The 22,112-nt window shown below is 34.2% G+C and carries 16 protein-coding genes; 12 read left to right on the forward strand and 4 right to left on the reverse strand.

Annotated elements, in window-relative coordinates; all coding sequences use genetic code 11:
* Positions 1 to 114 precede the first annotated feature (114 nt).
* Together CVU84_16185 and CVU84_16190 are read left to right on the forward strand one after the other, a co-directional pair.
* Positions 115 to 3,162 (forward strand): hypothetical protein, encoded by a 3,048-nt coding sequence (locus CVU84_16185; protein PKM93356.1) that lies wholly within the window; start codon positions 115 to 117, stop codon positions 3,160 to 3,162.
* Between the two features lie 28 nt (positions 3,163 to 3,190).
* A complete protein-coding gene (locus CVU84_16190) occupies positions 3,191 to 3,832 on the forward strand; it encodes a hypothetical protein (protein ID PKM93357.1) in 642 nt (213 codons plus the stop codon).
* Here the strand turns inward: CVU84_16190 and CVU84_16195 are convergent, their stop codons facing one another.
* Genes CVU84_16195 through CVU84_16205 form a run of 3 tightly spaced genes read right to left on the reverse strand, consistent with a single transcriptional unit; the run spans position 3,833 to position 6,454 of the window.
* A complete protein-coding gene (locus tag CVU84_16195; GenBank protein PKM93358.1) occupies positions 3,833 to 4,405 on the reverse strand; it encodes a hypothetical protein in 573 nt (190 codons plus the stop codon).
* Between the two features lie 18 nt (positions 4,406 to 4,423).
* Positions 4,424 to 4,804: a hypothetical protein gene (locus CVU84_16200; protein PKM93359.1), complete on the reverse strand. Its 381-nt coding sequence runs from the start codon at positions 4,802 to 4,804 to the stop codon at positions 4,424 to 4,426.
* A 15-nt stretch (positions 4,805 to 4,819) separates the two neighbouring features.
* On the reverse strand, positions 4,820 to 6,454 hold the full coding sequence (locus CVU84_16205) for a hypothetical protein (protein ID PKM93360.1): 1,635 nt from the start codon (positions 6,452 to 6,454) through the stop codon (positions 4,820 to 4,822).
* A 226-nt stretch (positions 6,455 to 6,680) separates the two neighbouring features.
* On the opposite strand from CVU84_16205, the gene CVU84_16210 reads away from it, so the two are divergent.
* From CVU84_16210 to CVU84_16245, 8 genes are all read left to right on the forward strand, one after another.
* Positions 6,681 to 7,400, forward strand: a complete 720-nt coding sequence (locus tag CVU84_16210; GenBank protein ID PKM93361.1) for a phosphoesterase — start codon at positions 6,681 to 6,683, stop codon at positions 7,398 to 7,400.
* Between the two features lie 109 nt (positions 7,401 to 7,509).
* On the forward strand, positions 7,510 to 7,989 hold the full coding sequence (locus CVU84_16215; GenBank protein PKM93362.1) for an NADH-quinone oxidoreductase subunit NuoE: 480 nt from the start codon (positions 7,510 to 7,512) through the stop codon (positions 7,987 to 7,989).
* A gap of 25 nt (positions 7,990 to 8,014) precedes the next feature.
* A complete protein-coding gene (locus CVU84_16220) occupies positions 8,015 to 8,413 on the forward strand; it encodes an NADP oxidoreductase (protein ID PKM93363.1) in 399 nt (132 codons plus the stop codon).
* A 68-nt stretch (positions 8,414 to 8,481) separates the two neighbouring features.
* The gene (locus CVU84_16225) at positions 8,482 to 10,275 is read left to right on the forward strand and encodes an NADH-quinone oxidoreductase subunit J/K (protein ID PKM93364.1); all 1,794 of its coding nucleotides are present in this window, start codon (positions 8,482 to 8,484) and stop codon (positions 10,273 to 10,275) included.
* A gap of 112 nt (positions 10,276 to 10,387) precedes the next feature.
* Complete coding sequence (locus tag CVU84_16230) at positions 10,388 to 12,148, forward strand: NADH:ubiquinone oxidoreductase (protein ID PKM93365.1); 1,761 nt, start codon at positions 10,388 to 10,390, stop codon at positions 12,146 to 12,148.
* Positions 12,149 to 13,073: 925 nt separating this feature from the next.
* Entirely contained in the window at positions 13,074 to 13,613 is a 540-nt protein-coding gene (gene raiA / locus CVU84_16235) for a ribosomal subunit interface protein (protein ID PKM93366.1), read from the forward strand.
* A 90-nt stretch (positions 13,614 to 13,703) separates the two neighbouring features.
* Entirely contained in the window at positions 13,704 to 14,063 is a 360-nt protein-coding gene (locus CVU84_16240) for a DNA-binding protein (GenBank protein PKM93367.1), read from the forward strand.
* Positions 14,064 to 14,168: 105 nt separating this feature from the next.
* The gene (locus tag CVU84_16245; protein ID PKM93368.1) at positions 14,169 to 15,416 is read left to right on the forward strand and encodes a hypothetical protein; all 1,248 of its coding nucleotides are present in this window, start codon (positions 14,169 to 14,171) and stop codon (positions 15,414 to 15,416) included.
* Positions 15,417 to 15,526: 110 nt separating this feature from the next.
* Here the strand turns inward: CVU84_16245 and CVU84_16250 are convergent, their stop codons facing one another.
* Positions 15,527 to 18,016, reverse strand: coding sequence for an AMP-dependent synthetase (locus tag CVU84_16250; GenBank protein ID PKM93369.1), 2,490 nt, complete (start codon positions 18,014 to 18,016; stop codon positions 15,527 to 15,529).
* 353 nt (positions 18,017 to 18,369) lie between these two features.
* Between CVU84_16250 and CVU84_16255 the strand changes: the two genes are divergently transcribed.
* Together CVU84_16255 and CVU84_16260 are read left to right on the forward strand one after the other, a co-directional pair.
* On the forward strand, positions 18,370 to 20,940 hold the full coding sequence (locus tag CVU84_16255; GenBank protein ID PKM93370.1) for a preprotein translocase subunit SecA: 2,571 nt from the start codon (positions 18,370 to 18,372) through the stop codon (positions 20,938 to 20,940).
* Between the two features lie 36 nt (positions 20,941 to 20,976).
* A protein-coding gene (locus tag CVU84_16260; GenBank protein ID PKM93371.1) for a peptide chain release factor 2 occupies positions 20,977 to 22,084 on the forward strand; the annotation gives its coding sequence in 2 pieces (ribosomal slippage) (positions 20,977 to 21,051 and positions 21,053 to 22,084; 1,107 coding nt in all).
* The last annotated feature ends 28 nt before the right edge of the window (positions 22,085 to 22,112 follow it).

The following is a 22,112-nucleotide window of genomic DNA, read 5'->3' on the forward strand; positions in this document are numbered from 1 at the left end:
TTCCATTATGACAATTCATTACATTAAAATATTACATTTCTTGACAAAATCGGAAGGTGGTGATATAATCTATATCAATGTGATAGCAACACTATCAAAAGGAGGGGAATTAAGGTGAATCGAGTTATGGCAGATTGGGAAAACCCTGCAGTTATCGAAATTAACAAGGAAAAGCCACACGTGGAAAGTTTCCACTACAGCACGTTAGAACAGCTGAAAAAAGGTGACGCTTCTTCGTGGAGGTTAGATCTAAATGGTACATGGCATTTCAAATTATCTAAGAATCCTGATGTTAGACCTGCAGATTTTTATGAAGAAAGCTATGATGTTAGTGATTGGCAGAATATTGAGGTACCTGGTTTATGGCAGTTACAAGGGTATGAGGAAGAAGATCTGCCTTATTATTTGACCTCAGATTTTCCACCTTCCATGAATTTAAAACATATACCTGCTATAAGTCACAATGAAAATGCAGTTGGATCTTATAAAAAATTCTTTGCTGTTCCGGGTGAATGGGCTAATAGAGAGGTTTTTGTTCGATTTGGGGCAGTAAAGTCGGCATTTTATATTTGGGTTAATGGGAATAGAGTTGGATATAGTCAAGGTTCTATGACGCCTGCTGAGTTTAATATTACTAAATATTTGAAGTATGGTGATGAAAATACAATATCTGTTGAAGTTTATAGATACTCTGATGGAACATATTTAGAAGGGCAAAACACTTGGTTCTTAAGTGGAATATATAGAGATGTATATGTATACGCTGAACCTAAGATAAGAATAAGAGATTATTTTGTATCATGTAGTATGGATGATTCCTACGAAGATGCATATTTAAAAATAGATGTTCAGGTAGAAAATCATGCTGCTGAAGACCAAGGGCTACAAATGTCTGCATATTTAGCAGAATCTATTAAAGATATAGAAGCTGGATATTTGACCGAATGTAGATTGGTAGCACAAGTAGCTTGCAGAACAAAAGTGACGATGGAGTCAACAATAATCAACCCTAAGAAATGGACAGCTGAAGCACCTAATCTATATGTTGGTGCAATTGTGCTTAAAAACAATACAGGACAAATCATTACTACTAAAAAATTTGTATTTGGTTTCAGAACCGTAGAAATTCATGATGCCAAACTACTGGTGAATGGTAAATCAATTATATTAAAGGGCATTAATAGACATGACTTTGATCCGGATACAGGATTTGCAGTTTCAAAGGAGAGATATGAACAAGATATTAAACTACTAAAGAGCTGCAATATCAATGCAATCAGAACCAGTCATTATCCTAATGATGCATATTTTTATGATTTATGTGATCAATATGGGTTATATGTTATGGATGAGGCAGATATAGAAACCCATCAACTGGAGAAGCATGCTAGCATATCTAACAATCCAGATTGGTGTCAGCCTATGGTAGATAGAATGATTAGAATGGTAGTTAGAGATAGGAATCATCCAAGTGTAATTATTTGGTCGTTAGGAAATGAAGCTGGATATGGAGAGAATTTTTTTGAAATGAAGAAGGCGGCAATTGAGATAGATAAAACGAGACCCTTTCATTATGAAGGTGATTTAGAACTTCTAATTAGTGATTTTATTTCCAAGCAAAATGCTTCACTTGAATATATTGATAAGGTTGGATGCGATAGAGATAACTATAAAAAGCCTGCGCTTCTTTGCGCTTATGGTCCAGGAAGGGAAAACGGCCTTGGCAATTTGAAAATGTATATGGATAAGTTCCAAAAGTATGATAATTGGTGTGGTGGTTTTATTTATGATTTCGCAGACCAAGCAATTAGGAAAAATGTTGATGGTAAAAACATTTGGTTATATGGAGGAGATTTTGGAGAAGAAAAAACAAGTGGGCATTTATGTGCGAGTGGTATAGTCGCAGCAGATCGATCACTGCATCCTACTGCCTATGAGGTTAAAAAGGTCTATCAAGGATTTGAAGTGAAAGAGATAGACTTAATACTTAATATGGTTGAACTGTATAATCATAACTCCTTCATTAACATGAATTTATATAAAATGAACTGGGAACTTCTTGAAGATGGAGAAGTCTTAAAACAAGGAGAACTTGAAGAAATGAATGTGGAACCGGGAGAATCTAAGATTATCACTGTTCCTATACCAGAGTACAAAAAATTAGAAGAAGCAGAATATCATATAAGTATGAATTGTTATTTGAAAGAAGCGAATAATTGGGGTTCCGTTGAAGAGGTAATTGGTTGGGAACAGCTTAAGCTACCTAATGTTGTCCGGGCAAAAGAGAAGAAGGTATCTCAGAAGTCGTTAGCAGTTCATGATCGTAAAATTAAGGTTGAAGTATTAGGAGAAGGTTTTTCTTGTAGAATTTCAAAACTAACAGGAGATGTGACCTCCCTTGTTTTTGAAAATAAGGAGTATCTCTTATCCCCGCTGAAGCTTAATTTTTATAGAGCGGCTACGGACAATGATTTAAAAGAATCAAGTGAAAGAAAAGGTTTCATTTTCTTTGGAAAGGTTAATTGGAAAAAGGTTTCAGAAAGCTACAAGGTTCAAAAGGTGATTATTGAAAACAATAGATCTGAAGTAGTTATTAAAATTATGCGAAAGGTAAAGCATATTAAAAACAGCCTCATTACAGAATATACGATTGATGGCAATGGAGAGGTTTATGTTAGTCATCAATTAACACCAAAAAAGAATTTAATTAAATTTGGTAGCACAATGGAAATCAGCAATGAGTTCAATACCATTTCTTGGTTTGGTAAGGGCTTACATGAGAATTATAGCGATAGGCAGGAGGGTGCAAAGGTAGGAGTATATTCATGCCATATAAATGAGTACATACATAATTACTTAAGACCACAAGAAAACTCTAATAGAACAGACATTAGATGGTTCTCAGCTACTACTGAAGAAGGTGAAGGATTGTTTTTTGAAGATGCAGGAAAAACACTGCTTAATATGAGTGCTTGGCCGTATACCTTAAAGGATTTAGATGAAGCTCATCATATTCATGCTTTGCGAATGAGAAACAGCATTACGTTGAACATTGATTATAAGCAAAAGGGTGTTGGTTATGATGAATCAAAACAAAAGAAATATCAACTTAGGAAAAATATAGAATATAAATATGGTTATAAGATTTGCCGGGCATTTTGATTGAACAGAAACATAAAAAGGTGGCATTATGGGAGCTAAAGATAAGCGAGAAAAGGAACGAATAGAGGCTATCGACAAAAGGAAAAGAGATGTCATTAACGCTGCAAAAGTTATATTCGCTGAAAAATCAATTGAAAAAACAACAATGCAGGACATTGCCATTGGTGCTGAAGTAGGTGTTGCCTCGGTTTATAGATATTATACAACTAAAATGGAATTGGTGATGGAGGTTGCAAAGGACTATTGGATAAATGAGTTATCCTATGATGACTCCCAATTGTTCGGAACGGGTATTGAACAAACATCACAAATCATGAATCATCTTTCTCAGAAGTTCAGTGAGAATCCATCTATGCTAGTATTTATGGATCAACTGGATACATTTGTTATGAGTTGGAAGGACCAATATCCAATGGATGAATATAGCAAAATAGTGAACTATAACATACCTCTCTTAACGAGCATCATTGAAAAAGGGAAGCTAGATGGCACCATTAGAAAAGACATTCGTTCTGAAGAGGCTGGAAATACTTGTCTAGATCTTTTTATTGCGCTTGCTCAAAAACTAGTTTTAAGAGAACAGGTGTTAAAATTAAGGGATCCAATAAAAGTATCAACAGCGTTAGATGTGTATAAGGAAATGATCATTAAATATTTAGAAACAGCATAGCTAAACATCTTTAGGCGGTTTTTTCCTAGGGCCAATATCTACATCTGAAATTTTATTTACTTTTGTGTCTTTGTGTAAGTGATCAGTATTAACCATATAATTCTGATCATACAAATCATCTTCATAATCTTCAAATAAGAAGGGGTCTTCCGTTACGTTTTGTGATGATTTTGAAGGTTTGTTTTTTGAATTCAGTTCTATAGCTGTTAATACCTTTAAGGATAAATCATATGGATTAATAGGCTTTATTGCATAGTAAGTGATTGAATAAGGAATCGTTGCTAAAACAGCATCCTTTTTCGCGTTACCTGTTAAAACGATAATCGGGGTGTTTTTGTGTGATTTATGATCTCTAACACACTTCATCAAATCATAACCGGATTCATTTTTAAGTCCAAGATCCATAATGATTAAATCAACAGGTTTATTGTTAACAGACAAATAATTTAACATAGTATTTCTATCACTTGCTTCAACAACGGTTAAATCATATTTTTTTAATAAGAGCTTCACCTGATGACGTATAGTATATGAGTCATCAACAATGAGCACTACATTATTTTTAAATAACATAAAATCACGCCCTTAAAATTATGATGTGAGGTTATAACCACGTTGCAAAAAATAATTTATAATTCCAACCTTAGCTACAGTATATGCTGCTAAGACCTGTTGCCATAAATGAAACATTTCTTTGTAAACATAAGAATTCTTATCTTGAGTTTTTAATAAATCATCAAGTATTGTGGCCTTTTCAAAAACTTCGTTAACATAAAGGTTGGCAGAAACTCCCTTTAGATTATGTAATAACTTTTCGGTAAAAACCATATCAAAGGAGTTTTCTTCAAAGGATTTTTCGATTTCTAATACTAGCTGATTGCATTCATCCATGAAATCTTGATAGAGTCCGACAATATCTTCTAATGAGTCAATACCCATATCTTTTATGAACAGAGAAATATTTTCTTCCATACAATTCACCTACCTTTATGATTTGAGTTTACTTGCTTCAGATAACCAGTGTTGGAGCGTTTTGTGGAGGGTTTCGATTTTAACAGGTTTGGTGATATAATCGTCCATACCACACTCGATACATTTATCCTTATCCTCCTTCAGTGCACTAGCAGTTAATGCAACAATTGGAATATGTCTATTAAACAGTTCTTCTTGTTGTCTTATGATTAAGGTAGCACAAAAACCATCCATAATAGGCATTTGGCAGTCCATAATAATGATGTCATAATCATTCTCGAAATATTCCTCTACAGCTTGCTGCCCGTTTTCTACAATATTAACCTCATAATTTAAGTTTCTAAGCTGCATCGAAAGTAACTTTTGATTTGTTAAATTATCTTCTGCAACTAAGATTCTTGCAGTAACGTCCTTCTGAACCAATACCTTTTTATTTGTAAGACTTGTATTACCTTCAGCAATTTGATAAGGTATCGTAATTATGAAGGTGGATCCTTTTCCAACCACACTAGTCACATCAATACTTCCATTGTGTATTTTTACTAAGGATTTACATATTGGAAGTCCAAGGCCTGTACCACCAAAGTTTCTGGTAATTGAGGCATCCTCTTGTACAAAAGGATTGAATATTTTTTCCTTTACTTCCATAGGGAAGCCTATTCCCGTATCTTCTATCTTAAATTCTAAATTCACAGTCTTGTTGTTTATATTCTTCACACTAACAGAAACAGTAACAGAGCCAATATGGGTAAATTTAATCGCATTACCAATGATATTGACAAGAATTTGACGCAATCTAATTGGATCACCAATCACTATAGGCATTTGATTTGGAACAATAAAACTCAAACCAATTTTTTTAACAGAAGCTTGGTGAGAGAAAATGTTCTCTATTTCTGATAATAATTTTGGAATCTCAACTGAAACGCTTTCAAGACCCATTTGATTCGCCTCTAGTTTTGAAAAATCTAAAATTGTATTGATAATATCATATAATACACTTGCAGATTGATTTATACTGTGGATTAAGTCCTTTTGAGTCGGTTCTAAATTAGTATCAATAAGCAATTCGGACATTCCAATAATGGCATTTAATGGTGTTCTTAGCTCATGGCTCATATTTGCCAAGAACATACTTTTTGATTTGATAACATCTTCTGTCTTTTCTTTAAGAATTTCTAATTCTTTCTCTAGTTTTGAGATGTCATCTAAGTTATTAATATATAAAATGTTACCCTTGAATTCTTCCGTATCAATAGCTTTTACTCTAAGAGAAAGATTGTGCTTTCCTGTAGAGTGTTCATACAATACTCTTTTTTCTAAAGGCAGGGTGTTTCCCATATTAAGTGATGCAGTATAGATTTTGGGTAATACATCCTTAATGGATTTGCCAACTACTGCATCTTTAATATTAAAAAAGGAAATTGCGAAAGGGTTTATATATAGTATTTCATTCGTTTGAGAATAAGCGATCACCATATCATCATAAGCTTCTAAGGCATGAAGCTGAATTAAAGAGGATGGATGGGTTGCTTTGTATGCTTCCATTTCCTTTGTATGATTATGTTGAGTTTTCCTAATAAATATGAAAGCGCCTACAAGGAAGAATAAACTAAAAAAATATGGAATTATGTCAAATATTACTTTCATGGCATCACCTACTACTTATTTTATATCTCTATTCTAACAAAAAAACGGCAAGAATACAAATGGTTATTGTTGTAGAGCTCATAAAAAGTAACAAAAACACCTGATTAATCCTGTGAAAAAAAGAAAAGAAAATATCACATTATATTATTTACAGCAACCAATAAAGGTGGTATAATAATAAGGGTCTGCACATCAAATTGACAAATATTTAACAATAGGAGTCTATATGAAGCTTTCGTATGATTTTCATATACATACTGCACTTTCACCTTGTGGTGAAAACACAATGACACCAAATAACATTGTGAACATGGCGTTGTTAAATGGACTAGATGTCATTGCCATATCTGATCACAATACTTGTCAAAATGTTGAAGCAGTCATGCAAGTTGCTAAAGGTACCAAACTCCTTGTCATTCCAGGAATGGAGATTGAGACAAAGGAAGAAATACATATCGTTTGCTTATTTCAAGATCTTAAAACTGCTTATGAAATGCAGAACTGCATTTTTAACAAGCTCCCAAGTATACAAAATAAAGATCAAATATTTGGTGAACAGTTACTATTTAATTCAGAAGATGACATAATAGGAAGAATGGACAGATTATTGGTTCAGGCTACGGAACTATCCTTAAATGAGGTTTTAAAGCTGGTACAGGAACATCATGGTGCATTTATTCCGGCTCATATCGATAGACCAAGTTATAGCATTATTTCTAACTTAGGTATGATACCAAGTAATTTGAATTTACCAACATTAGAAATTTCTAGACATGCAGATTATGAGGCATATGTTAAACAATATTCTAATTACTCTATTCTACAATCTTCAGATGCCCATGAGCTTGGCTTTATTGGAATTTGCAATAGGCAGATCGAAGTGAATACGAAGTCCATTCAATGCATTATTGAAAGTATTAATGCTATTCCCCCGGTTAACAAATAGACGAAAAGAGCGATTTTTTCTTGTTTTTTTTGTCTAGGATAAGTGTTTTAATAAAACATTTGTCTAATTTAAATATATATTAATGCTAAATAATTAAGGAGGTTAATCAATGGTTGCTAACAATCTATTAACAGAAGAAATGTATCAAGAACTAGACGCATTTATCAAAGGCCTACCAACGACTAAAGGCGAGCTTATTCGTGTGCTACATAAGGCACAAAACATATTTGGGTATCTTCCAGCAGAAGTACAAAAGTTTGTTGCTAAAAAGCTTGATGTCCCAACTGCTAAAGTTTATGGTGTTGTAACATTTTATTCTTACTTTACAATGACACCAAAAGGAGAGCATGATATCGCTCTTTGCTTAGGAACTGCTTGTTATGTAAGAGGTGCCGAGAAAATTCTCGACGCGATTAAAAAAGAAATCAACATTAATGTTGGTGAAACAACTCCAGATGGTAAATTTTCAATTACTGCACTTCGTTGTATAGGTGCGTGTGGTTTAGCACCTGTTATTATGGTAGGTGAAAAAGTGTATGGTCGTATTACACCAGACATGGTAAAAGGAATTTTAGATAATTACAGATAATTATATTTTTAAGGAGGAACAGATAATGGCTAAAATCAAATCATTTGAAGAACTTAAAAAAATCAAAGATCAAGTTCAATCTAAAGTCGACTTAAGAGAAAAAGGCGAAAATATTGATAGTTTAGTTCAAATTAGAGTGGCAATGGCAACATGCGGTATCGCATCTGGAGCTAGAGAAATTATGAACTATATGATTGATGAATTGGCAAGTCAAGGTATTGGAAACGTAGTTGTAACACAAACAGGTTGTATGGGTTATTGTTATGCTGAACCAACCATTGAAGTAACAACACCAGGAAAAGAAGCAGTAATTTATGGTGATGTAACACAAGAAAAAGCAAAAGAAATTATTGATAACCATATAATCAATGGTGAGTTAGTAGATGGCATTATACCAATGACTCATAAAACAATTGATCAATAAATGATTTAAGTAATCAATCAATAAGAAATAAATTATCATCTTACCGAAAAAGATTGGGAGGTTAAAAAATGGCTAATTATAATATGCATATGTTGGTCTGTGCAGGAACAGGCTGTAAATCAGCTGATTCTGATGAAATTATTGCAAACTTAGAAAAATGTGTCGAAGAAGCTAATTTGTCAGATGAAGTACAAGTATTAAAGACAGGCTGTTTCGGATTTTGCGAAAAAGGACCTGTAGTAAAAATATTACCTGATAACACATTTTACGTTCAAGTAACACCTGATGATGCTGATGAAATTATTAAAGAACACATCATTAAGGGTAGAAAAGTAGAAAGATTATTATATGTAGATCCAAAAACAGAGGAAATGGTTTCCGATTCTAAACACATGGATTTCTACAAGAAACAATTACGTATTGCACTTAGAAACTGTGGATTAATTGATCCAGATAATATTGACGAGTACATAGCAAGAGACGGTTACCATGCTTTAGGAATGGCTTTAACTGAAATGACACCTCAAGAAGTAATTAAGGTTGTTAAAGATTCAGGCCTAAGAGGTAGAGGGGGCGGCGGCTTCCCAACTGGTCTTAAATGGGAAATTGCATCTAAAAATGATGCTGATCAAAAATATGTTGTATGTAATGCTGATGAAGGAGATCCAGGTGCTTTCATGGACCGTTCTATATTAGAAGGAGACCCACATTCAGTAGTCGAAGCAATGGCTATTTGTGGTTACTCTATGGGCGCTACAATAGGTAAGGTTTATATTCGTGCAGAATATCCACTTGCAATCACACGTTTAGAAAAAGCAATTGAAGATGCAAGAGGCTACGGTTTACTTGGCAAGGATATTATGGGTACTGGTTTTGATTTTGATATTGATCTAACCTTTGGCGCAGGCGCTTTCGTTTGTGGTGAAGAAACAGCATTAATTCATTCAATGGAAGGTGAGCGTGGCGAACCTACTACAAAACCTCCATTCCCAGCAGAATCAGGATATTGGGGTAAACCAACTAACGTTAATAACGTTGAAACCTTTGCAAACGTACCAGTTATCTTATTAAAAGGTGCAGACTGGTTCTCGAGTATTGGTTCAGAAAAATCAAAAGGTACAAAAGTATTTGCATTAGCTGGTAAAATTAATAACGTAGGTCTTATTGAAGTACCAATGGGTACAACACTTCGCGAAGTTATTTATGACATCGGTGGTGGCATCAAAGACGGAAAGAAATTCAAAGCTGTTCAAACAGGCGGACCATCAGGTGGTTGCTTAACTATGAATGACTTAGATACACCAATTGACTATGACAACTTAATTGCAAAAGGATCTATGATGGGTTCAGGCGGTATGATTGTTATGGACGAAGATGACTGTATGGTAGCAGTTGCTAAATTCTACTTAGAGTTCACAGAAGAAGAATCTTGTGGTAAATGTACACCTTGTCGTGTAGGTACGAAGAGATTATCTGAGTTACTTGAGATCATTACAGAGGGTAAGGGTAAAATGGAACACCTTGATGAGCTTAAGAGATTAAGTAGAGTAATTAAAGATACTGCACTTTGCGGACTTGGTCAAACAGCACCTAATCCAGTTTTATCAACTATGGATGCTTTCTGGGATGAATACATTGCCCATATTCAAGATGGTAAATGTCCAGCAGGACAATGTACGAACTTACTTCAATTTATTATTAGCGATACAACATGTGTTGGCTGTACAGCTTGTGTTAGGGTTTGTCCTACAAATGCGATTACAGGAACAGTTAAAAAGCCACATACAATTGATCAAGCAAAATGTATCAAATGTGGTGCATGCTACGATAAATGTAAATTTGGAGCTATTTCAAAAAAATAATCTATTCAGTTATAAATTACACATGTAGACAATCGTTTTTGAAAATTGTTGAAGGTGATTATTTATCGGAAGTATAGATTGAAATTAAATAGATAAAAAAGGAGTGTAACCCATGTCAGATATTAAAGTTATTGTTGACAATAAAGAAGTGCTTGTACCTAGTGGTAGTACTATTTTAGATGCCACTAAAAAGGCAGGCGTTCATGTTCCAACATTATGTCATTTAGATTTACATGACACTAAAATGGTGAACCAAGCTGCTTCATGTCGTGTTTGTGTTGTAGAAGTTGCTGGAAGAAGAAACCTTGCACCTTCATGTGCTACTCCAGCTACAGATGGAATGGAAATTAAAACAAACACAATGAGAGTTTTGGAAGCAAGAAAAACAGTATTAGAATTATTAATTTCAGATCACCCTAAAGATTGCTTAAGCTGTGCTAAAGCAGGCGAGTGTGAGCTTCAAGATTTAGCTGCAAGATGTGGACTTAGAAAAATTGACATAACTGGTCAAGCTCAATCTACATATAAAAAAGATATTACTAGATCATTAATCCGTGATATGGACAAATGTATTATGTGCCGTCGTTGTGAAACGATGTGTAACGTAGTTCAAGATGTTGGTGCATTATCAGGAATCAATAGAGGTTTTAACGCAGTAGTATCACCTGCATTTGAACTACCAATGGGCGAAACTGTATGTACTCATTGTGGACAATGTGTTGCAGTTTGTCCTACAGGTGCATTAACTGAAAACGATGCAACTTGGGAAGTTGTTCAAGCTTTAGCTGACCCTGAAAAAGTTGTAGTTGTTCAAACTGCGCCTGCAGTAAGAGTTGCAATTGGTGAAGAGTTTGGTAAAGGTCCAGGAAGTATTGTTACAGGTCAAATGGTAACGGCGCTTAGACAATTAGGCTTTGATCAAGTATTTGACACTGATTTTGCAGCGGATTTAACTATATTAGAAGAAGGTACTGAGTTACTAGGCAGATTAGAAGCATTCTTAGGTGGAGACACAAGAGCATTACCAATTTTAACTTCTTGCTGTCCAGCATGGGTTAACTTTATTGAAAGCCAATTTCCAGAGTTAATTGATATTCCTTCATCAGCGAAATCTCCTCAACAAATGTTTGGTGCTGTTGCAAAAACATATTTTGCACAAAAATTGAACATTCCTAGAGAAAAGATGGTTGTAGTTTCAGTAATGCCTTGTCTTGCTAAGAAATATGAAGCATCAAGAAAAGAATTTGCTGTAGATGGAAATCCAGATGTAGATATTGTAATCTCAACTCGTGAATTAGGTCATCTTATTAAGCATGCTAATATTGACCTAGCATCATTAGAAGAATCAGAGTTTGACAATCCATTAGGTATTTCAACTGGTGCTGGAGTTATTTTCGGTACAACTGGTGGTGTTATTGAAGCAGCAGTTCGTACAGCATATGAAGTATATACGAAAAAACCATTACCAAAAATTGACTTTGAAGAGTTAAGAGGATTTGATGGCGTAAGAGTAGCTTCGGTCGATGTAGATGGCTTAATGCTTAACATTGGTATTGCTCATGGACTTGGAAATGCAAAATCTTTACTTAAAGAAGTAAGAGATGGCAACCCAAGAAACCTTCATGCAATTGAAGTTATGGCTTGTCCTGGCGGATGTATTGGTGGAGCTGGTCAACCTTATCATCATGGAGATTCAGAAATCCTTAAGAAACGTCAAGCAGCACTTTATCAAATAGATAGAGAAATGCCAATTAGAAAGTCACATGAAAATCCAGCTATTACTGAGATTTATGAAACTTTCCTTGGAAAACCAATGAGTGAATTATCTCACAAGTTACTTCATACTCATTACCATGTTAAAGATAAAGTATAATAGATAAATTAAATTGCCAAATGGGCTATCTCAAAGTAGATCAATTCTACGTAGAGGTAGCCTGTTTTTTAGGTTTATTGGGGACAGGTTAAAGGGTAGGTTATAGGGGACAGGTACTATTGTCTTAAAATAGGTTATAGGGGACAGGTACTATTGTCTTAAGAAGAGAGATTAGTTAGCAAACTGAAGTCATAGGGGACAGGTACTGTTGTCTTAAAAAGAGCCAACTATAACAGTGGAAACTAATAGCATTTTTAATAGGGAGTTCCAAAGAGAAAAAGGTGAGGAAAAGTGCCTGTCCCCTTTCACCTGCATAACAAAATTTACGATTATTTAAAAATTATTCACTTGTCAAATTTTTTCAATTTTCGACATATTTACATACAATTCAAGAAATAATGCATAATTTAATTTTAAAGTTGGGAACAAATACCTATATCATTTTACCTTTTAAATCATTAAGTCTTTGTTATACAATGTATATATTTTGAACACAAAAATTAATGTAATTGAACAAGAAAATTAAGGTATATATCGGGCATAAGTTGGTTTACATAACACGAATGTTAAAAAATAATATCCACATCCAAAAAATGAAAAAATCCAAGAATTTAGGGTTGTGCACAGAGTTAAACACACTATCCACATAAATTATGTAGTCATGACAGCGATAATTGAGAGTTATCCACAGGAAGATGTGTTAAATTGTATGAATTAACAGACAAATGACTAATTAATCAGATTATTTATTTTTCAATGCATAAAAGGAAATTTGAAACAAATATAGAATATTTAAGTATAATTACTTGTTGATATGGATGCCTAAATTCTAGTTATACATAGACAAGATATTTTAACAGTAATTATATATTAAGAAGCAAATGATATGTACATCTCTCATATCATTTTGGAAGGAGTGTTATATATGCGTTATATTATTACGGGTAAAAATATTGATGTTACAAAAGCTCTTAAAGATGTAGTAATGGAGAAGATTGGTAAACTTGAAAAGTACTTTTCTAAAGACAATGAAGCAATTATTACAATGGTTGTTGAAAAACAGCGTCAAATCATCGAGGTAACGATACCTATTAAAGGAAGTATCATTCGAGCTGAGGAAGAAGCAGAAAGCATGTATGCGGCTATTGACTTGGTGGTAGATGTTCTTGAAAGACAATTGTTGAAGCATAAAAATAAACTCATGGATAAGCATAGGCATCACGGTACTTTTAAACAAGACTTCATAGATCATGAATATTTTCATGATAAAGAAGGTATTGAAATTGTTAGAAGTAAAAAGTTTGCAGTCAAGCCAATGGATTCTGAAGAAGCTTGTATGGAAATGGATTTATTAGGACATGACTTCTATGTTTTTAGAAATAGTGAAACAGATGAAGTTAATGTAGTATATAAAAGAAAAAGTGGAAACTATGGTTTAATAGAGCCAGATGGAATTGAAGAATAAGATAATCATTGCTTAAAACATAATATGAGGATTTTTTACAAGAGCATCCTGTAAGGATGCTCTTGTTTATAACCTGAAGGAGGATATCATATGAAATACTCATGGATTGATGAATACTGCTTATCAAAGAAAGGAGCTGTAAAGGAATATAAAGTTGAATGGGATGCAATACGATACCTTATCGGCAATAAAATGTTTGCCATGCAGGGTGGTGATAAAGAAAAGAAAGCAATCATTACTTTGAAAAACGAACCACAATTTGGACAAATACTAAGAACACAGCATAAACACATTATTGCAGGATATTATATGAATAAGGACCATTGGAGCTCGGTCTATTTAGATGGTATTGTACCAGATGAGGTGCTACAGCATATGATTGATCAATCCTATGAATTGGTACTAGGTGCAATGAGTAAAAAGGCACAAAAAGAAATATTAGAAGGATAGAAACGGGCATAAGGAAATAAACGATTTGTAACAAAAATTAGGTAAATATACGAAATGAATAGTTCTACAAGTTATGAGAATTCATTTGGTTAGGGGAGTGATGAAATGCAGAAACAAAAGTATATCAAAGTTGGAATTGGCTTTTCAACTGGGAGAAAAAGTTTTCAAAAGGTGCTAAGAACATATATGCATAGTTGGAAGGAATCGGGTTTGGTAGAAAATGAAAAGATTAGTTTGAATCTTTTTGTTGCTTATGACCTTAATTATAACAAAACGAAAAGAGCGGATTACACCAATATACATCCTGAACTCGTTGAGCAGATTGATAGCAGTAAATTTATTGGAATCGAAGCTATTCAAGAAGAAATTGAGTATTTAGTGAATGAAGGTATTATATCGAGTAATGAAGCGACCTTGATATTTGGAAAGGGGTATGCTGGTAAACGTAATGCAGTGTTGTATAACGCTATAAAGAATAATATGGATTATCTGATTTTTTTAGATGATGACGAATATCCATTGGCTGTAACCAATACACGTAATACTGCAATTTGGGGAGGTCAGCAGGTTCTTACGAATCATCTTAAACATATTGCTGGTGCAGACATTACTCATGGACATCATTGTGGTTATATATCACCAATTCCATCTTTAGAATTTAATGACATAATGACCGAAACTGATTTTCGTATTTTTATTGAAGCAATTAGCAATGATATTGTTAATTGGGATACTTTGAAAACCAATATGAAAAACGGTGGTGTTACATATGCTGATATAAGCATATTAACCAGCGATGAGGCTACAGAGGTACAGGAAACAAATCATGCTAAATTCATCTCAGGTGCAAATTTGTGCATTAATCTAGTTGATTCACAACGTGTTTTTCCTTTTTACAATCCACCGTCAGCTAGAGGCGAGGATACCTTTTTGAGTACCTGTCTAAGTGATCGAAAGGTGCTTCGTGTTCCATGTTACGCGTTCCATGATGGGTTCTCAACCTATAATCACCTTTTAGAAGGAGTTTTACCTATTCGCTTGAAGCCGATCATAGCCGATAATGAAAAGATTATTACTCGATTTTACAAAGCTTGTATAGGCTGGATTCGATATAAACCTTTACTACTCTATATCACACAACCAGATTGTTACGAAGAAAGAATTGATGAAATGCGGGAGCAGCTTAAAGTAACATTGCCAAAAATCTGTGCATATTTTAAACAACCAAATTTTATGAATGTCTTAACTGAATTAGAAAAATACAATAGGAATGTCAAAAATCACTATAATAAATTTCAAGAAACACAACGTGTTTGGTCAAAAATTATGACACACTTTGCAGATCTTAAATAAGTATGCCATAGGGTAAGTGAATAGATGAGTAAAGAGCTAAGTAAAATAATTACTTAGCTCTTTCGTAATTTGTGTTAGATATTATATTATCAATGAGATTACATGAACTCTTATACTGTTGCATTTAAGTCATCTTCTGATAATTGAAGCGTTTCAACTGCAAGATCTCTTAATTTGAACTTTTGTATTTTACCACTAGCAGTCATAGGAAAGCTATCTGTAAAGAAAATATGTTTAGGAACCTTGTGTCTTGCCATGTGTGTACGAACTTCATCCTTGATGTTATCAACGGTAAGGGTAGAACCTTCCTTCAAAATAACAAATGCGCCTACGACTTCATTATATTCCTTATCTGGAATACCAATAACTTGAACATCCAATATACCATCAACAGTGTACAGAAATTCCTCGATTTCCTTAGGGTAAATATTCTCACCACCACGAATAATCATGTCTTTGATCCGACCAGTAATTTTATAATAGCCTTCTTCATCCATTGTAGCTAAATCACCAGTATGTAGCCAACCATTTTCATCGATTGCAGCAGAAGTGGCTTCAGGCATTTTGTAATAGCCTTTCATAACATTATAGCCTCTAGCTACAAATTCTCCTTGAATACCGTATGGTGAGGTTTCACCAGTCTCTGGATCTACGACTTTACATTCTACAAAAGGAAGGGCACGTCCTACAGTTGTAACCTTTCTTTCTATACTATCATCAGCCTTTGATTGTGTACAAACAGGAGCTGCTTCAGTTTGCCCGTAGGCAATGGTTATTTCTGTACAACCCATATCTTCCACTACTTGTCTCATCGCTTTTTCAGGGCAAGGTGAGCCAGCCATTATTCCAGTTCTTAGTGAAGTAAAATCATAATTTTTGAAATTTGGATGATTAAGCATTGCAATCCACATTGTTGGAACACCATGACATGCTGTACATTTTTCTTTGTCAAGTGTAGACATAACAACTTCTGGATTATAATGATCAACAGGCACCATAGTAGAACCATGCGTTACACAAGCAAGTAAACCGAGTACAAGACCAAAGCAATGGAAGAAAGGTACAGGAATGCACAAACGATCATCCTTTGTAAAGTGCATACAGTCACCAATGTTTTTTCCGTTGTTCACAATATTGTAGTGAGTCAACATAACACCTTTTGGAAAACCAGTGGTTCCCGAGGTATATTGCATATTGATGATATCATCAGGATCTAAAGATCGTTGAATACTGAACAGGTCTTCGTCAGGAATATCTTTACCTAAGGAAGTGAGGTCTTTCCAATGATACATTCCTGCATACGTAGCATTATCTAAATAAATAATGTTTTTTAAATAGGGGAACTTAACAGAGTTTAATTTGCCAGGTTCCGATTGGCTAAGTTCAGGGCACAATTTATTTAATATTTCTACATAATTAGTATCCTTAAAACCGTCCATTAAAATTAAAGTTGTTGAATCAGATTGTTTCAATAAATATTCTGCTTCATAGATTTTATAATTTGTGTTAACAGTTACGAGGACAGCTCCAATTTTAGCGGTTGCAAATAATGCGGTAATCCATTCGGGATAATTAGTTGCCCAAACAGCAACACTATCTCCCTTTTTAATACCTAAAGCCATAAAGCCTTTAGCAACTTGATTAATTTCATCTCTTAGTTCACCATAAGTTTTCCTATAATCTTGATCTCCATAGGCAACACCTTCATGATTAGGATAAGCATCTGCAACTTGGTCAATTAAATCACCCATAGTTAGTTTAACAAGGCCTTTTGCTGTTAACACATTAGAGGAAGATACTTGATAAGATTTAATGGTATTCATGAAGTGAGGGAAAACAATACCGGGATCTTCTAAATCCTTTTGCCATCTTTTTGTCCATTCAAGTACAACATAACCATCGTATTGATCAGCTGATAAATATTTAATAAGTTCCTTTATTGGTATAGTACCCTCTCCGAGCATTTTATAGATTACAGTACCATTTACAACAACAGAGTCCTTAACATGAATGTATTTAATAAATGACTTTAATGTATCGTAAGTATGTTCCAAGGTTTCATTCATGAAAGTAAAAGGATGGTGTATATCCCAGAGAACGCCTACATTTTCTTTTTTTAGAGAACCAATAAAAGCTTTCATAGTAGCAGAATTGGCAAATACACCATTTGTTTCAATTAAAATGGTGACATCCTTGCTTTTGGCATAATCAGCTAAAATAATTGTTGCTTCTCTAACAGCATTCATGTCAACAGGTTCAGTAACATGGGGCTCTTTATCACCAAGAACTCTAACATATTTTACGCCAAGATTACTTGCAAGGTCTATATATTCTTTGCCATCACTAAGATGTTGCAAAAGATTTACTTGATCAAATAAATAACAAGCAGAAGAAAGACATGAGATCTCAAGATTAAGATGATTTAATTTTGACTTAGTAGCTTCAATGTTTTCTGGTGTGAAAGGCAAAGCCTTTGGTGCGAATAGTTGATGTGCTATGCCTCGCACTTCAATTCCATCAAAACCTAGGTCTTTAGCAGTTGATATCATATCTGACCATGACCAGTTAGGACATCCTAATGTGGAAAAAGCTAATTTCATAGATAATACCCCCTAATTTATTTGATTACGAATCATGTAATGCATAAGTAATTGGAAAAGCGGCAGAAGTGTAACGAGGATATTAACTCCCTTTAGCCGATTTTCTTATAATACTATGAAGTTTACAAGTATTTTAACATAAATCAGATACATTGAGCAATTATTTTCAACTTAGGCCTGTTACAAATCAATAACAAAAAAGAAATTAATATTGAATAACCTACCACTTAATGGTAGAATGAAATAATGTGAATATAAAAAACATACATGATTATTGTATAAAAATAGACTATAATTGTAAGAATAAGGTAATCACAATCTTGTTTTACTCAATGGAATGGAAGGTGTAAATAATGAATGTATTTGAAAAAATATTTGGAACACATAGTGAAAGAGAATTAAAAAGAATAGTAGACTTGGTAGATCAAATCGAGAATTTAGAAGATAAGTTTAAAGGTCTATCTGATGATGAATTAAAAGGAATGACAGCACATTTAAGAGAACGCTACAAGCAAGGGGAAACATTAGATGATTTGTTGCCTGAAGCGTTTGCGACAGTAAGAGAAGCATCAACCAGAGTTCTTGGCATGACACATTATAGAGTGCAGTTAATTGGGGGTGTTATTTTACATCAAGGAAGAATAGCAGAAATGAAAACAGGTGAAGGTAAAACTTTAGTTGCTCCCTTAGCTGCTTATTTAAATTCACTTGAAGGAGAGGGCGTTCACGTTGTTACAGTGAATGATTATCTAGCAAGTCGTGATGCTGAGTGGATGGGCAAGGTATATGAATTTTTAGGTTTAACTGTTGGTGTAATTGTCAATGGTATTACAAATGAAGAAAGAAGAGCAGCCTATGGATGTGACATTACATATGGAACGAACAATGAATATGGATTTGATTATTTAAGAGATAATATGGTTTTATATAAACAGGATATGGTTCAACGACCACTCCATTATGCAATCATCGATGAGGTTGACTCAGTTTTAGTCGACGAAGCTAGAACACCTTTGATTATATCTGGAAGTAGTAATAAATCTACCCATTTATACCAACAAGCAGATATTTTTGTTAGAAGACTTACAAAAGGACGTATCATTGGAGAAGTCACTAAGATGAGTGCCATCTTAAATGAAGAAATTCAAGAAGAAGGCGACTATGTTGTTGATGAAAAGGCAAAGAACGTTACTTTGACTGCTGATGGAGTACACAAATCAGAATCATATTTTCAAATAACGAATCTTGCAGATCCTGAGAACATGGAAATCCAACATCATATTACGTTAGCGCTTAAAGCTCATAATATTATGTTTAAAGATAAGGATTATGTTATTAAAGATGAAGAAATTCTTATAGTTGATGAATTTACGGGACGTTTAATGCCAGGAAGAAGATATTCTAACGGGCTTCACCAAGCAATAGAAGCGAAGGAATCTGTAAAAGTGCGAAGAGAAAGTAAGACGCTTGCAACAATTACCTTCCAAAATTATTTCAATAGATATACTAAAAAGTCAGGAATGACAGGAACAGCATTGACTGAAGAACTTGAATTTAGAGAAATATATGGTATGGACGTTATTGTGATACCAACCAACAGACCGATTACAAGAAAGGATCATCCAGACTTTGTTTATCGTTCTCACGAAGAGAAAACAAATGCAATCATTCAAGATATCATAGAGGCAAATAAAATCGGGCAACCAGTTTTAGTGGGTACGATTACAATTGATGCATCGGAAGACCTTAGTAATAAATTAAGAAAGAATGGTGTAAAGCATAATGTCTTAAATGCTAAGTTCCATGAAAGAGAAGCAGAAATCGTAGCAGACGCAGGGCAATTCGGTGCGGTGACAATTGCAACGAATATGGCAGGTCGTGGTACTGATATTAAACTTGGAGAAGGTGTTATCGAAGTAGGCGGATTGAAAATCATGGGAACAGAAAGACATGAATCGAGACGTATAGATAACCAGTTAAGAGGACGTTCAGGACGTCAAGGTGATCCGGGAGAATCTACTTTCTATTTATCTTTAGATGATGATTTGATGCGCTTATTTGGATCAGAAAAGATGAAAAATACAGTAAATAGATTAGGATTGCCAGAAGGTCAGCCAATTGCAGCAGGAATTTTATCCAACGCAATTGAAAATGCTCAAAAGAAAGTTGAAGGTAATAACTTTGGTATTCGTAAGCGTTTACTAGATTATGATCAAGTTATGAATGAGCAAAGAGAAATTATATATGGTGAGAGAAGAAAAGTGTTAGAAGGCGATGACATGCGCGAATATATTTTCAATATGCTTAAAGAGACTATAGAACGTGTTGTTAATTCTCATTCTAATGGTATGGATGAAATTGATGAATGGGACTTAGCTGAGTTAAAAGAAGCATTGGTCAATATTGTGCCTATTACTAACTTTGAAATAACTGAAAAAGATAGAGAAACGATTACAAGACAAAGCTTTATAGAATTAATATATAACAAAGCGATTAAAATATATGATAAGCTAGAAAAAGAGTTTGATGAACCTGAAATGATGAGAGAAGCAGAGCGAGTAATTTTGCTTAGAGTTATTGATAGAAAATGGATGGATCATATTGATAATATGGATCAAATGCGTCAAGGAGTAGGTCTTGCTGCTTATGGACAAAGGGATCCGCTTGTTGAATATAAGTTTTTAGGTTTCGATATGTTCGATGAAATGACTGAGAGCATTCAAGAAGATACAGTTAGATCATTATTTAGCGTAAGGCCAGCTAGAAAAATTGAACGTGAAAGCGTTGCTAAGGTAACTGGCACTAATCGAGGTGATGGGGATAACGTAAAAGTACCTGTCAAACGAGCAGAGAAAAAAATTGGAAGAAATGATCCTTGTTCTTGTGGTAGTGGTAAGAAATATAAACAATGCTGTGGTAAGTAATTATAACGATATTAATTCAAAAAATGGGGTGTAAATATGCTAGAGCTAGATCAAGCAAAGCAACAGCTTAACAGTTATAGGGAAAAAATATTTGAAATGGGTGTTTCACTTTGACGTAAAAGGTGCTAAAATAAGGATAGAAGAAATTGAGGATGAAACTGGTTCCGAAGGCTTTTGGAATGATGCAGAGAATTCTCAAAGATTACTTAAGCTTTTAAAACAGCTTAAGGATAAGGTCGCAGCTTATAATGAGATGCATAGTGCCTTTGAAGACATAGAAGTCCTTATTGAAATGGGTTTAGAAGAGCAGGATGAAGAAATAGTAGCAGAAGTCAAAGAAGCACTTGCTATTTTTATGAAAGAGTATGAACAGCTAAAAATTGCTACCTTGCTATCTGGTGAGTATGATGGAAACAACGCCATTTTATCCTTACACGCAGGAGCTGGAGGAACTGAATCTTGTGATTGGGTTAACATGCTATTTAGAATGTATAATAGATGGGCAGATGATAAAGGTTATAAGACTGAGATTCTAGACATTTTAGACGGTGAAGAAGCTGGAATTAAATCAATTACAATACAAATTTCCGGAGAAAATGCATATGGCTATTTAAGGTCAGAAAAAGGTGTTCATAGGCTTGTTAGAATATCTCCCTTTGATTCTTCTGGTAGAAGACATACATCCTTTGCTTCATGTGATGTTATGCCCGAAATTGATGATGATGTTGATATGGAAATACTAGATGATGATTTAAGGATTGATACTTACCGAGCCAGTGGTGCAGGTGGTCAACATATTAACACAACAGATTCTGCTGTGAGAATCACACACTTTCCTACTGGGATAGTTGTTCAATGTCAAAATGAACGTTCTCAACATAAAAACAAAGATAGAGCAATGAAAATGCTTAAAGCAAAGCTTTTTGAATATAGACAACAAGAGCAGATGGATAAGATACAAGGCATACGGGGTGAAATGAAGGATATTGCATGGGGAAGCCAAATTCGTTCCTATGTTATGAACCCTTATAGTATGGTCAAGGACCATAGAACAAATGAAGAAGTTGGAAATGTGAGTGCTGTAATGGACGGTAAAATAGATGTATTTATTAATGCATATCTAACCAAAAGCATGTCGAATTAGTTTTTGTATAAGCGATTGGATAAGCAGC

The sequence above is a fragment of the Firmicutes bacterium HGW-Firmicutes-1 genome, assembly GCA_002841625.1.
GTDB lineage: Bacteria > Bacillota > Clostridia > Lachnospirales > Vallitaleaceae > HGW-1.